General features: G+C 40.2%; 12 protein-coding genes. 5 read left to right on the top strand and 7 right to left on the bottom strand.

Annotated elements, in window-relative coordinates; translation table 11 throughout:
- Positions 1-504 precede the first annotated feature (504 nt).
- The gene (locus tag MUN88_RS11505; RefSeq protein ID WP_244715141.1) at positions 505-2400 is read right to left on the bottom strand and encodes a PrkA family serine protein kinase; all 1896 of its coding nucleotides are present in this window, start codon (positions 2398-2400) and stop codon (positions 505-507) included.
- Between the two features lie 156 nt (positions 2401-2556).
- On the bottom strand, positions 2557-4767 hold the full coding sequence (locus tag MUN88_RS11500; RefSeq protein WP_244715139.1) for a glycoside hydrolase family 18 protein: 2211 nt from the start codon (positions 4765-4767) through the stop codon (positions 2557-2559).
- A 282-nt stretch (positions 4768-5049) separates the two neighbouring features.
- On the opposite strand from MUN88_RS11500, the gene MUN88_RS11495 reads away from it, so the two are divergent.
- The 5 genes from MUN88_RS11495 to MUN88_RS11475 all read left to right on the top strand — a co-directional run bounded on the left by MUN88_RS11495 (position 5050) and on the right by MUN88_RS11475 (position 10179).
- Positions 5050-6150: an amidohydrolase/deacetylase family metallohydrolase gene (locus MUN88_RS11495; RefSeq protein WP_244715137.1), complete on the top strand. Its 1101-nt coding sequence runs from the start codon at positions 5050-5052 to the stop codon at positions 6148-6150.
- Entirely contained in the window at positions 6128-7237 is a 1110-nt protein-coding gene (locus tag MUN88_RS11490; RefSeq protein WP_244715135.1) for a DgaE family pyridoxal phosphate-dependent ammonia lyase, read from the top strand. The genes MUN88_RS11495 and MUN88_RS11490 overlap by 23 nt, the downstream gene beginning before the upstream one ends.
- Positions 7234-7986 (top strand): 2-dehydro-3-deoxy-phosphogluconate aldolase, encoded by a 753-nt coding sequence (dagF, locus tag MUN88_RS11485; protein WP_244715133.1) that lies wholly within the window; start codon positions 7234-7236, stop codon positions 7984-7986. The genes MUN88_RS11490 and dagF overlap by 4 nt, the downstream gene beginning before the upstream one ends.
- A complete protein-coding gene (locus MUN88_RS11480; protein ID WP_244715131.1) occupies positions 7979-8995 on the top strand; it encodes a sugar kinase in 1017 nt (338 codons plus the stop codon). Before dagF ends, MUN88_RS11480 begins: the two co-directional genes overlap by 8 nt.
- A 233-nt stretch (positions 8996-9228) precedes the next feature.
- Complete coding sequence (locus tag MUN88_RS11475) at positions 9229-10179, top strand: lytic polysaccharide monooxygenase (RefSeq protein ID WP_305852463.1); 951 nt, start codon at positions 9229-9231, stop codon at positions 10177-10179.
- Between the two features lie 153 nt (positions 10180-10332).
- Here the strand turns inward: MUN88_RS11475 and nagE are convergent, their stop codons facing one another.
- From nagE to MUN88_RS11450, 5 genes are all read right to left on the bottom strand, one after another.
- The gene (nagE, locus tag MUN88_RS11470) at positions 10333-11796 is read right to left on the bottom strand and encodes an N-acetylglucosamine-specific PTS transporter subunit IIBC (protein ID WP_244715129.1); all 1464 of its coding nucleotides are present in this window, start codon (positions 11794-11796) and stop codon (positions 10333-10335) included.
- Between the two features lie 146 nt (positions 11797-11942).
- Positions 11943-12761 carry a PRD domain-containing protein gene (locus MUN88_RS11465; protein WP_244715127.1) on the bottom strand — a complete coding sequence of 273 codons (819 nt, stop codon included), beginning with the start codon at positions 12759-12761 and terminating at the stop codon, positions 11943-11945.
- Between the two features lie 32 nt (positions 12762-12793).
- On the bottom strand, positions 12794-13279 hold the full coding sequence (locus MUN88_RS11460) for a PTS sugar transporter subunit IIA (protein WP_244715125.1): 486 nt from the start codon (positions 13277-13279) through the stop codon (positions 12794-12796).
- A gap of 280 nt (positions 13280-13559) precedes the next feature.
- Positions 13560-14009, bottom strand: a complete 450-nt coding sequence (locus MUN88_RS11455) for a GNAT family N-acetyltransferase (RefSeq protein WP_244715123.1) — start codon at positions 14007-14009, stop codon at positions 13560-13562.
- An 11-nt stretch (positions 14010-14020) separates the two neighbouring features.
- A complete protein-coding gene (locus tag MUN88_RS11450; protein WP_244715121.1) occupies positions 14021-15043 on the bottom strand; it encodes a lactonase family protein in 1023 nt (340 codons plus the stop codon).
- Positions 15044-15052: the final 9 nt, after the last annotated feature.

The following is a 15052-nucleotide window of genomic DNA, read 5'->3' as shown; positions in this document are numbered from 1 at the left end:
TGACAATGTGGTAATTTTGAAATATAGTATATGCTTAGCAAAGCTCCGGAAATATGCTCCGCGTCCTGTGGGGGCGGCCTCAAATTCCTCAGAAAGCAAAAACCGCTTTCCTGCGCTCTAATGAGGTTCTACAACGTACGTAACCGCTAAAAGCAGTGTTTCTAGGCATTAATGAACGCAATTATTTATGGAGAATTAAGGATGCGCTCAATATGCTAGCTCCTGCAAAAGTTGTAGAGTTCTTATCCTAGCGTAGGCCAACCACGTAGACTCCCGCGGGATTGTGCAGGTGCTGAAGACCCACTTTGTGAAGTGCCTTTCTTCACAAAGTTAGCTTCAGCCGTGCCCCGCAGGACGAGAAGTGGTTGGCCGGAGCGGTATCATACCACTAACAACATTTCAAAATGACCTCTACGCTAGTTTACATAATCCATATTATCAGAACATACGACAAAACTAAAAACACCCCTCAGCCTGCACAGGACTGTGGGATGTTTTTTTAGTTTAGCGATTTAACAAGCTTCCAACATAGCGCAATAAATCATTGGCAGATTGGGATGTATAGCCATATTCTTCGACGAGGGTTGCCACTACTTCGTTCATTTTCTTCAATTGCTGCTCATCTGGTGTCTTCGTGGAAGTAGTAATTTTCACGACGTCTTTAAGATCTGCAAATAGTTTCTTCTGAATCGCTTCGCGTAAACGTTCATGGGATTGGTAATCGAATTTTTTACCTTTTCTTGCATAGGCAGAAATACGAATTAAGATTTCTTCGCGGAAAGCTTTTTTCGCGTTTTCAGAAATACCGATTTGTTCTTCGATCGAACGCATTAACTTTTCGTCCGGATGCATTTCTTCACCTGTTAATGGATCCTCGATCTTCGTTTTATTACAGAACGCCTCCACATTATCAAGATAATTGTTCATTAACGTTTTGGCAGATTCCTCGTAAGAATATACAAATGCTTTCTGTACTTCTTTTTTCGCGAGCTCATCATATTCTTTACGCGCTACCGAGATAAAATCAAGATAGTCTTCCTTCTGCTCATTCGTAATGGACGGGTGATCATCTAAGCCGTCTTTCAAGGAACGGAGTACATCCAGGGCATTAATGGCTTCCATTTCTTTACGAATGATCGTCGAAGAAATTCTATTAATGACATAACGTGGGTCAATACCGGTCATCCCTTCATCGGAATATTCTTTCTTCAAAGCACTGACATCCTGATCACTAAAACCTTCCACATCCTGATCATTATATAAATACAATTTCTTCAGCAAGCTGATATTACTTTGCTTCGATTCTTTTAAGCGAGTCAGAATCGTGAACATAGCTGCTATTTTGAGCGTGTGTGGAGCAATATGAACCTCTTTAATATCACTTTCGTTAATCATTTTTTCGTAAATACGTTCTTCCTGATCTAATTTCAGATTATACGGAATTGGCATGACAATCATCCGGGAATGTAATGCTTCATTCTTTTTATTAGAAATGAACGATCTGTACTCCGATTCATTTGTATGTGCTACGATCATTTCATCCGCTGATATCAAGGCAAAACGACCAGCTTTAAAATTACCTTCCTGCGTAAGAGACAGTAAGTGCCAGAGGAATTTCTCATCGCACTTCAACATCTCCTGGAATTCCATTAGCCCGCGATTCGCCTTATTCAATTCCCCATCAAAACGATAAGCACGTGGATCTGATTCTGATCCGTACGTAGCGATCGTAGAGAAATCAATCGATCCTGTTAAATCAGCAATGTCCTGTGATTTTGGATCAGATGGACTGAATGTACCAATGCCAACTCGATTATCTTCTGAGAAAAAGATACGTTCCACCATCACATCTTCTATTCTGCCGCCATATTCTTCTTCTAATCGTAATCGGTTAAGAGGTGACAGGTTACCTTCGATGCGAATTCCATACTCTTCTTCAAAATCTTTTCTTAAATGCTGCGGAATAAGATGCAAAGGATTTTCATGCATCGGACAGCCCTTTATGGCATAAACTGCTCCTCGGTCAGTCAAGGAGTACTCCTCTAATCCCCTTTTAAGCAACGTTACTAATGTGGATTTACCACCACTGACAGGTCCCATTAACAGCAAGATTCTTTTTTTAACATCTAATCGTTTCGCAGCTGGATGAAAGTATTCTTCTACTAATTTCTCTAGTGCTTCTTCTAATCCGAATAATTGATCACTAAAAAAGGCATATTCCCTCACTCCATTGTCATCTTTCACACCTTGATCTTTTATCATTTGATAAATTCGAGAGTGTGCTGACTGAGCAAGATAAGGCTTTTCTTTCAACAACTCCAAATACTGTGAAAAAGTACCTTCCCATTTTAGTGCATGCTGGGTTGTTCTATATTCTTGCACCTTCCGTAAAATATCCATTCCATGACCTCCCAGTTAAGTAAATCTTCTGTTGCCCCGAAAGACAAACAAGATCGTAGATTCAAATGTTGTTATTTCTAAATGTATGTACACCCATCGTAAAAAATGAATATTAAAAAGAGCAGCTATGTGAATTCATAGCTACTCTGCTCCTCGTTATCTTTTTCGTAAGGGTGAAATAAACTGGACTGATCCCCCTGCAATCACTAGTAACAGCCCCGCAAGCAGGAACTTGTACTGATTGGTGGCAGTATTCGGTAAATACTGACCCTCCTCTTCGTTTTCCAAATTAGTGTCAGGCTGCTTGGGACTCTCTTGATTTCCTTGTTCAGATTTCTCTTCCTTTACCTTATCAGCAGAGTTAGCATTTTCGTCAGGCGCTTCTGTCGGTTCTTCTTCCGTATCCGTATTCTCTTCTGGTGAATCCCTCTCATCATTGTCATTATCAGAACCCGATTCATTCTCGTTCCCGTCCGTTGTATCCTCTTCTGTTATATTTTGAAAAACACCATATATACTAAAATGGGCAACTTCTGAAGACACCGTCGCATTTTCCTTATCATACTTGACAGGGTTTTCTTTCGTTTTCTTTCCTGTTTCATCTAACAAATAAAGAGCGAGCTCGTCCCAATTGTCTACTTGTTCTGCATCCACTTCAAAGGTTAAAGTGACGGAATTCTCCCCAAAGTCAGTTATGCTGTCTTCTCCTGATAAAAGCTGCAAATCGTAAAGACTGCTGATTAAATGATCCTGTTTGTCTTTTATCTTACCTTCTACTGGACCAAATTGAATGGTAATGTTTTGACCTGTTTTTAATACAGAGACCGGTACAGACATGACAAGATCTTTATACATTATCGTCAATTTGGCATTAGCAGGCATTTCCTCTATAAGTGATGCTTGAAATTCTACACTCTCTTTATCTTCCAGATTGGTATATTTATATTCCTCACCATTAATCTCTAAATCATCCATACTATTAATCGTACCATCGTCTGGCGGGGTTGGTGCAGGTGGCACTGTCCCATTAGAAAACTCATTCTTGATCAAGCCTAATAACTGGCTTTCGCGATCTGCACTTAATTCCCATATCATGGCACCGCCTAGCTCAAGGTTTTCAACATAGGCAACTTTTGCTGCGATCGAACGCTTGTCATCGTAGCTGATAAATTCTCCAGTTTGTTCATTATATAAGTACGGAACTTTGGCAGCGTCATTCCAATGGGCCGTGTATTGATTATCCGTTAATTTATGTTTGATAATATCATCATAATCATAGACGCCGGCTTCCCATGTACCATTCCCTGCGCCTTCACAATTCTGATAATAGCCACCATTATGGGTATCTCTATCTGCATCACAACCACCCCATGATCGACCGTAAAATGGCATGCCCATCACTAACTTATCAGATGGAACACCTGCATCTAAATGCCCTTGGATGGCGGTGGCGACATTAAATACCTCTGTACTTGGCACCTCTGCTTCTTTAGCTTGAGGATCCGCAAACAAAGGGGCATTGTGTGCACTTGTCTTCTGCCAGCTTCCGTTAAAATCATACGTCATAATATCAATAAAGTCGACGATTTCTGCTATTTTGTCTAATTCGTTGTGCTCCAAATAGGAAGGATTGGCACTGGATGCAATGGCTAACTCATATTGCTTGCCGTCTTCTTGCTCCGCTTTATCTAACTCATCACGGATTGCTTGTAATAATAATGTATGATTTTCTTTATCCTCCGGTCGATGGACATTCCCTTCCAATCCACCCTCAACCGGATATTCCCAATCAATATCAACCCCATCCATTTCATACGTTCTCATAAACTCTACCGCCGATGCAGCGAATCTCTGCCGTGTTTCCTCAGAAGCAGCAACATTAGAAAAGTTCTTGGAAAAAGTCCATCCACCTACCGAAAGTAATGTTTTTAACCCTGGATTTTCATCTTTCAGTTTGGCTAGACCGCCTAAATTACCGTGAAAATCTCTATTCCATTCCTCTCCTTCTTCTAACCCTAACACATTCTTATTTTGATAATCTGCCCAAGGATCGGCCGAAACAACTGTACCATTCTCAATACCTTCACACTGTGTATTGGCCGCATTCCCCGCACCTTCCCAGCAATAATCCGCAAATGCATAGACAATATGCGTAAGGTTACTTGCATCAATATCTACCGCTTGATAATCTCTTCCATACGTCGACCATTGCGTATAATATCCGACCACTCTATATTCGTCATCCTGCTCTGCTGCGCTCGTCTGTACTGTCGTTACTAACGATAAGCCTATCGAGAAAAATAAAAGACCAATTGCTCCAAATACCCAACATTTTACACCTTTCGGAAGATTCTTTCTTACTGACAATGTTTTTTCCACTCCTTCAACTAGTTTAATAGAATCCTAACCGATGTAAACGCAATCTAGTTTAGATAAGATGACTATACCTCTATACAAGATTATCCAAATAATAGAAAAGTGTCAATATCGAATATTATATTTATTTCACTCTACCGCTTCTTTTATTTCGACAATTTTCAACGTTTTTGATCGACTATCCATTCATTTTCTATCATATCAAAAATGCATTTATGTATAGACATCTATACTTAAAGTTGCTATTCTTATAGTGATAAGGAGGAAAGTGGAATGAATACTTCTTATGTTTTACAAAATCTGCAGCTTACGGATGGCCAGCATGTCGACATTGTCATTAATAATAGGCAGATTTCTGAGATTACCACAGCTGGTAAAGGGATAGCGAGACACAAATACGACTATTCCGGATGTTTCGTATCCAGCGGCTGGATTGACTTGCATGTTCACGCACATAACGTCATGCATCCTTACGGTGATGAGATTGACGCAATCGGTATCCAGCAAGGGGTTACCACGATTGTCGATGCAGGCAGCTGTGGCGCCGATCATATAAGCGATCTCTTCCTGGAAAAAACAAAAGCCAAAACGACACTTTATGCCTTTTTAAATGTATCGAAAATCGGGTTAACCAGGATCGATGAATTATCTAATTTAAATTGGCTTGATCAAAAAGCATTAGTGCACGCGTGCAACAGCCATTCAGAAGGAATTGTAGGGTTAAAAGTGAGAATGAGTAAAAGTGTCGTCAAGGATAATGGTCTAAAGCCATTACAACTTGCAAGACAATTCTCTTCTGTTACTTCCAGACCATTAATGGTACATATAGGATCAGCTCCACCGGCGATTGAAGAAATACTGCATGTACTCGAAAGCGGAGATATTATCACCCATTTTCTCCACGGAAAACAAAACAACCTCTTAGATCAGCACAATCAACCACTTCCAGAACTGCAGCAAGCCATCGAAAAAGGCGTCTTATTAGATGTCGGCCATGGCAGTGCCAGCTTTTCTTTTCGAACAACGGAAGTAGTAAAAAAAGCAAAAATCTATCCATTTTCTATCAGCACAGATATTTATCGTGACAATCGCAGAAATGGACCTGTATACAGTCTTGCTCATGTTGCCAGTAAATTTCTTTACCTTGGCTATACCTTAGCAGATGTAATCGATGCTATTACCGTGCAACCCGCCAGAGCGATTAGGAAACCTCATTTAGCAACAATTACGATTGGTGAACCAGCAAATCTCACCATATTCTCACTGAAGAAACAAAAGACCGTGTTGACCGACGCCAACGGTGAACAGCGAACAACCAACGAAATCATTGAACCAAAAGGAGTGGTAAAAGATGGCGAGCTCATTACATGCTAAATATGGATTGAAACGTGTTATTAATGCAAGTGGCAGAATGAGTATTTTGGGCGTATCAGCCCCGGAAGATTCTGTAATGGAAGCAATGAAAACCGGTGCACAAAGCTATGTCGAAATGGCGGACTTAGTAAATAAAGCAGGCAGTTATATAGCAAGTAAGTTAGGAAGTGAAGACGCAGTAATCGTTAATTCTGCATCAAGCGGGATAGCCATCGCAATTGCAGGGCTGGTAACCAAAGGAAATACACGCACAAGTATGAAACTTCATCAATTGCCTATCGAAAAAAACGAGGTCATTCTTTTCAAGGGCCATAATGTTCAGTACGGGGCTCCGATCGAAACAATGATTCACTTAGGTAGTGGAAAAGTAATCGAGGTCGGATACGCAAATGAGGGCAAGCAGGAACACATCAAAGAAGCAATCAATCCGAATACAGCAGCCATTATCTATGTGCAATCTCACCATGCTGTGCAGAAGAACATCATTTCAGTTGAAGAAGCTTATACCATTGCAGAAAAGCACCACATACCTTTTGTCATCGATGCTGCTGCGGAAGGAGATTTAACAAAATACCCAGCTATTTCTGATCTGGTAATTTACAGCGGTTCCAAGGCGATCGAAGGACCGACATCGGGCATCATTGCCGGAAAAAAAGAATATGTCGACTGGGCGAAAGTGCAGTTATCCGGAATTGGCAGAAGCATGAAGGTTGGCAAAGAGGCAAGCTTTGGTCTTTTGCAGGCGCTGGATATTTTTTTTGATAAAAAAGATACCAGCCATACCGAACGAGAAAGCTTAACCGTGTTACAGAGGTTAGTGAACATTGATGGGGTTAACGTTCAGATTATCCAAGACGAAGCAGGACGAAATATTTATCGTGCTCGAATTACGATCGATTCCTCCGCAACCGGACAGACTGCAGAAGAAATCGTCCATCAATTAAAATCAGGTGAGATAGCCATTTATACGAGAGATTACGGTGCAAGTCAAGGGTTCCTCGACATTGACCCTCGACCGTTACAAAAAGATGATTTGGACATTATTTACGATAGATTTTGTGACATTTTAGGAGGAAATCATTCATGACAGCTATTTTTGATCACTTTTACAAAAATCGAGTGGCATTAAACGTGTTGGCAAAAGGAATAGACAATGCACGTGACGTATACCGAGTCGCAGAAAAGAAAGTGTTAATCGGTGTATTGTCGAAAAAATACCCTACTGTTCAACATGCTGCAGATGCAATGATAGAACATGGCCGTGCCCTGGATGATGCAGTGTCGATTGGACTTGGCTCAGGTGATAGTAAACAAGGAAAGATGGTTGCGGAAATCACGAAGACTTATGCTGGAAAGCACATTAATCAAGTTTTCCCATTGGTAGGACAAACAAGGGCAAATCTAGGAAAGCAGAACAGCTGGATAAATGCACTCGTCACACCAACTGGACTTAAAGGGTATGTAAATATAGCTACCGGCCCATTCAGTGAAAAAGGTGAAAAAGCGGTGATACCGGTAAAAACAGCAATAGCACTAGTTAGAGATATGGGAGGCAATGCATTAAAGTATTTTCCCATGAATGGACTTTCCAGCAAGGCAGAATATCAAGCAGTTGCGACAGCCTGTGGCGACGAACAATTCGGCTTGGAACCGACAGGCGGAATTGATAAAGAAAACTTTACAGAGATAGTGGAAATCGCATTAGCTGCCAATGTCCCCCAGGTAATTCCACACGTGTATTCATCGATTATTGATCCAGACACTGGTAATACGAGTCTCGATGATATCGATTTTTTAATAAATGAAATGAAAAGGCTGGTGGACAACTATGAGTAAAGCGATCGCAGCATTTGGCGAAGTGATGATGCGTATGACCGTACCAGGTCACGATTTAGTATCTCAAGCCTCCACCTTACACTACAGTTTTAGCGGAACAGGTGTGAATGTTACTGGCAGTTTAACAAAGCTAGGTCACCAAACCACTGTTATTTCTGCATTGCCACAGACTCCAATCGGTGATGCTGCTGTTGCCCATTTGCATAAATTAGGCATTTCTACCGATGAAATTGTCCGAACCGGAAATGACATTGGTTTTTACTTTCTCGAAAATGGATTTGGTGATCGCCCTAGTCGTGTAACATATTCCAATCGACTGGTGAGCAGTTTTAATACAACAAAAATAGATCAATATGACTTCATTCGTCTCTCCATGCAAATAGATGTCCTGCATTTGTGCGGTATTGCCCTTGCTATGAACGATACGATCAGACACCAGATGATAGAGTTTGCCCAGCTTGTTAAACATCATGGTGGAATGGTCGTATTTGACTGTAATTACCGGCCAGCTCTCTGGAAAAATAATGAACCGCAAAAAGCCCGAATCTATTATGAACAACTTTTGCCTCTGGCAGATATTGTCATCATGAATGAGCAGGATGCGAAGAGCACCTTGGGTTATTCGTCTCCGTATCAGACTCGAGAAGAACAACTCGAAGATCTGATCCCTAAAGTAGCTCATCACTTTTCTATACCGCAAATTGCGGGAACACTGCGCACTGTTCACCAATACCGGACTCATTCAATAAAAGGCTATTTATATCAAAATAAGACATTCTATTACGACACTCACCCACACTTCATGGTGCTTGACCGAATCGGGGCAGGTGATGCCTTCACATCTGGTATTATTCACGGTCAACTATGCAATCATAACCCTGACCACGTCATTCAATTTGCTACTGCATCATGTAAGCTGGCACATACCATAACAGGTGACACCCCACTAGCGACAGAAGAAGAGATTCTACAGGCAATGCGCAAAACTGCAACAGATATTATTCGATAACGCTTTTGGATGATACCACTATTAAATAATCCATAATTTAACATATTTTATAGTTAATTAATACTAAATATTCAAAATAATAGAAAAAGATATTGAATTAAGTAAGCACTTTCCATAGAATAAAACGTATAAGAGTTAAATGTTTCAGGGAGGAGGTTTACTACTCTATTAAACTCTTATATTATTTTTTAGTATCATAGGTATAGACCTCTAGATTGCAAAGGAGGAAGAACATGTCAGTTAAATTTTCTGGTAGAGAAATGATGAAAACAGTCTTTATGCTTGGTGTTTTATTCGTTATGTCATTGGCATTTGCTTCAATGGTATCCGCACACGGATATGTCAGTAATCCGGAAAGCCGTTCGTTACTTTGCTCAGAAGGTGTAAATACGGATTGTGGAGCTGTCGTGTATGAACCGCAAAGCTTAGAAGGACCTGGCAATTTCCCTGAAGCTGGTGTAGCAGATGGACAAATAGCAAGTGCTGGCGGTGTTTTTCCAAAATTAGATGAACAGTCGGAAACGCGTTGGGCACAAGTTCCGATGTCAAGTGGTGCTTTTACATTTGAATGGTCATTAACTGCAGCACATTCTACGACAAGTTGGGATTACTACATTACAAAAGAGGGTTGGGATCCTAATTCTCCTTTAGAACGATCTGACTTTGAATTATTCTGTACCTACAACGATAATGGTCAACGACCTGACTTCACTACAACACACGACTGTGAAATCCCACAACGCGAAGGCTATCATGTCATCCTTGCTTACTGGGAAGTAGCTGACACGGCTAACGCATTCTATCAAGTGATTGATGCAAACTTTGACGGTGAATTTGTTGAACCTGGTGATCCAGGAGATCCTGAAGATCCTGAAGAACCAGTAGATACACCTGAATGGAATGCTGATAGCGTATATTTAGCTGGTGACCAAGTTACTTATAACGGTGCTACTTATCAGGCGAAATGGTGGACACAAGGTGATACACCAGGCTCATCAGATGCATGGGAATTAGTAGATGGTGATGGGACTGATTCTGGAAATACAGATGTGCTCGAATGGGATGCAAATAAAGCGTACAGTGGCGGCGATCAAGTCCTCTACAACGGCACCCAATACGAAGCCAAATGGTGGACAAGAGGCGACACACCAGGTTCCAGTGATGTATGGGTTGTTGTCAGCTAATAGAAAAAGATAACAAACTTAGGAAACCGGGCATACACCAGCCCGGTTTTAACAAACGTAAGTATATACAACTTCCTCTAAATAGTGTAGAGATCAAAATGTTTCTCTAGACAGCAAAATAGCATGGCTGTTTGCTCAGCCATGCTATTTTTTCTACTTTCTCAGTTTTTTCATTTCGTCTGCCACAAATTGTACCTGTGTGCCAACAATGACTTGAATACCATTTTCCCCTACTTCTTTGATACCAGGAACACCTGTATTCCTAATGCGTTGTTTGTCAACTGCTGATAAGTCTTTAACTTCCAAGCGCAATCTTGTTACACAATTATCTAATGTTAATACATTGTCATCTCCGCCTAATCCAGCATAAATTTCTTTTGCCATTACAGAAATGTCATCTTGCTCACCGGCGTCTGAAGCCTCTTCAGTTGCTACTACTTGTTCTTCTGTATCATCTTCACGACCAGGTGTTTTCAAGTTAAACTTCGTAATTAAGAAACGGAAGAGCACATAATAAATCACCGCAAATATAAGCCCTTGTACAATCAACATATATGGCTGATTTGCCAACGGAAGACGTGAGCTTAAGATAAAGTCAACTAAACCAGCACTAAATCCAAATCCTGCTGTCCAGTCAAACGCTGCCGCAATCCCTAATGATAAACCAGTCAATGCAGCATGTACGACATACAATGCTGGTGCTAAGAACATGAAAGAAAATTCAAGCGGTTCTGTAACACCAGTAAAGAAGGAAGCAAATGCTGCTGCCATTAAAAGAGACGCCGCTGTTTTCTTTTTCTTCGTTTTTGCGGTATGGTACATCGCTAATGCTGCCGCTGGAAGACCAAACATCATAACCGGGAAGAAACCTGCCTGATACATCCCCGTGACACCTTTTTCCCCTTCACCAGACCAGAAATTCGCAATATCATTAATACCTGCAACATCAAACCAGAATACCGAGTTTAAAGCATGGTGTAAACCAGTCGGAATTAATAAACGGTTAAAGAAGCCGTATAAACCTGCACCAATAGCATCTAAATCAATAATTGCTTTACCAAATGAAACTAACCCTGAATAAATAAATGGCCATACAAAGAATAAAATAGCAGCAACAATTAAACTGGATACTGCCGTCATAATGGGTACTAAACGTTTACCACTAAAAAATGCTAACGCATCCGGTAATTTAACATGACTGAAGCGATTGTACATGACGGATGCTAAGATACCTGAAATGATACCAATGAATTGATTTTCTATATTGCCAAAAGCTGCGTTGACATCTCCTGGATCCGCGCTTTGCAATAATGCTACTGAACCTGTTGATAATAGCGTTGTAATAACTAAGTAAGACACTAAACCACTAAGTGCAGCGGAACCATCTTTATCCTTGGACATCCCGAAGGCTAAACCAACTGCGAACAAAATGGACATACTCGGGCCTGATACAATCGATTCACCCGCTTTAATTAAGAAGGCTGCAACAACATTCGCTTCCCCCCAGCCTTCCGGATCCAGCCAATAGCCCAGACCCATTAATATTGCTGCTGCAGGTAGTACTGCAACCGGTAACATTAAGGATCTACCAATATTTTGAAGATATTTCATTACCATTTTATTTCCTCCTCAAATGTATTAATAACATTAGAAAAACTCAGCATTCGTCTTGTCTTTTAGCGAGTACCGCAGTTTTTCTTATACTTCGTACACACTAAATTTTCACTACATAGATTTTCTTCATCGCTAACGTATATAAGATATTAGTCCTTCTTAAGCCTTTGAATATGAATTGTAATATAACCAAGTTCTGACGGCGGAAAAGCAATATCATACTTCTCGGTTATACATGATGTGATCTTTTTCGTTACTTGATATGAATCAGAAAATTTATGTTGAATCATGGATAGCATTTCTTCATCCATTTCATGCAATTGATAATGACTTACTCTCGACAAAGCAAAATGTAAGTGTGTAACAAGACGTTGATAAGATAAATCGTCTTCACTAATATTCATGTTCAACTTCTCTAAAAACAACTGAATCATTTCCCTTACAATGGCCGTATGCTTAATCGTTTGCTGGTAATCACCTCCTTGAAGTTTCATCGTATGAATATGAAGAGCAATATGAGCTGCCTCATCTACCGGAACGTCAATATTTAATTTCTTACGTATATGACGGACAGCCCACAGCCCTATTTCAAACTCATTGCGGTAGAGAATTTTAATTTCATTCAATAGTTTGTTTTGCAGATGAATTCCATCTTCTATTCTTTCAATGGCAAACGATACATGATCTGTAAGGGCAATATGAATGTGTTCGCTTAACTTTGACCCTAGATACTCCTCAGCATATGAAATAATTTCTTCTGAAATAATAAAATGCTCTTCAGGAATTCTACTTAACAGCTGCTGCAATTTCTCATTTTCTTTCATTTCAAATAATTGCTCTACTTTGTTCGGGTTAATACGATCGTTTTTTCTTTTGCCAAATGCTATACCAGTACCAATTGCTACTTTTTCTTCTTGATTATCTATGACAAGTACCGCATTGTTATTCAAAATTTTTTTCAACCGCATTACATACATCTCCCTTACAGAATCCCGTTATATTAGCTAAGCGTCAAAAGGCTTGTTTCCCCTGCTTCGCATTGTTTCTCGTTTGTTAATTGAATGGACTGATCGAGGTCTTTACTATTCGTAATCACCATTGGTGTCACCGTATCTTCAGCATTTGCATGGATATAATCCAAGTCGAATTCCATCACCATCTGACCCGCGGCTACTTTTTCTCCTTCTTTTACTAATATGTTAAATCCCTCACCTTTTAAACCAACTGTTTCTAAACCAACATGAATCAGAATTTCTACTCCACCATTTGTTTTCATGCCGATTGCGTGTTTTGTTTCAGGAATTTGTACAATCGTTGCATCGACCGGCGCTATCACTTTTCCTGTTTCAGGAGTAATTGCAATCCCTTCTCCCATCATTTTCTGACTGAAGACCGGATCTGGTACATCCCCCAAAGCTACAACTTTACCAGTTAACGGCGCTAACAATTCGACCTTTTTTGATTTGTTAAATAATTTTTTAAACATTTGTGATTTCCTTTCCCTAAGAAGATAAACAACCATTTCGCATATCGCCCGCCAAGTACTGACGAAAGCCTCTGTAGTGTTCTTAATACTCTCCTAACGCGAAAAAAAGACATGAAGAAATAAGAAGGTATTCATTTGCTTACCCTTTCGATTTCTCCATGCCTAATCTAGTTAGTAACATGTGAGCCTATATTTAATTAATCAATCTATATTTATAAAAATAATAACACACAGAGGTTCAGTTGTCTATACATATTTCTGAGCAAAAATTCGCTGTTCCCTACAGTGGTTTCCACTCTTCTAAAACAGAAGGGCGACCGATGACTTCTGCCCCAATTGCTTTTTTATAAAAGTCAACTGGGCCTGCATCACCGATAATAGCATAAGCATAACCTATATGCCTCATTTCATGCAAACTATGTATAAGTAACTGATAGCCGATTCCTTTTCCTCTGGCACTCTCGAGCACACCTGCGGGACCGAAAAAGTTCTTGAATGTTGTTTCATAGCAAGCAAAACCTAGTATATCCTTATCTTTAACAGCTATCAAACAATTTGCCGGTGAAATCGAACAAGCCACATCACATTCATTCTTCCACTGTGGAAAATGTTTTTGCACCCAATTAATAACTCGATCTTTCTCCATGGGCAATACTCTTCTAATAACCCACTGCTGTTCTTGTTGAATAGCTTGTGGTATATGGTATAGATTTACATACATATCAGACATAGAGTTCCTCCTTATTCTCGATCAAACATCACAACACATGCAGGTGATGCTAGCTCATAATGACAGGCAAGTTCTTGTAATTTCCCATCTGAATGCACACGTAATACTGACAGACGATCGCTGTGCTGATTAGCAATAAACAGATAGTCAGCATCTGAGGACAATGCAAAATGACGCGGCCATTCTCCCAATGTTGTGGCTTCATCTACAAAGCTTAAACAGCCATCTTCTTGCACTCGATAGACTACAATACTATCCCTGCCTCGATTCGAGACAAATAAGCGTGTTTTATCAGGTGAAAAATGTATGTCCGCACAGAAGTTGTCCTTTTGTTCACTTGATGGAATAGTCGATATTTCCTGGATAAGTTGTAATTCACTGAACGGTTCATTGTAATGATAAACAGTAATCATGGAACTGAATTCATTGGCGATATAAAGGTAATTCTTAGTTTGATCGACTTCGATATGTCTTGGGCCGAAACCTTTTTTTAACGGAAAAGATCTTTGAAGTACCAGTTGCTGATGTTGTGGCTGCAATCGGAAAAGAAATATCGTATCCTGACCTAAATCTGTTACGATATATAATTGATCATAGCCAAGCGGGTAGCACATATGCGCATGGGAAGCTTCATCCGTTTCCTTAAGTAGGTGAAGATCTGTATGCTGTGACACCTTGCCATCGTCTTCGATTGGATGAAGCGACACTTTACCATCTCCATAATTGGTAACAATACTATATAGACCATCGTCAGTAACATGGAGAAAGCAAGGTCCGGAACCGCCCGTTTTTTCCCGGCTTGTTTCGCTTAGCTGATCCCCCACTTGATAGCTCACCAGCTCTCCTTCCTCGACCTCACTTATTGCATAAAGATAGTTCTGTTTAGGGTGAAGTGCTAGAAATGAAGGAGCGTCTATTCCGGTTATTGCACCTAACTTCTTAAAGGATTGGTGCTTGGGATCAAATCTCACATAGTGAATCGCTTCTTCTGCTTTACTGCCATAGCCGCCGACAAAGATGTTATAACTTTTCATATGGATAGC

Origin of the sequence: Gracilibacillus caseinilyticus, assembly GCF_022919115.1 — a bacterium.
Taxonomy (GTDB): domain Bacteria; phylum Bacillota; class Bacilli; order Bacillales; family Amphibacillaceae; genus Gracilibacillus; species Gracilibacillus caseinilyticus.
This window is presented reverse-complemented; position numbering and strand designations above follow the sequence as displayed.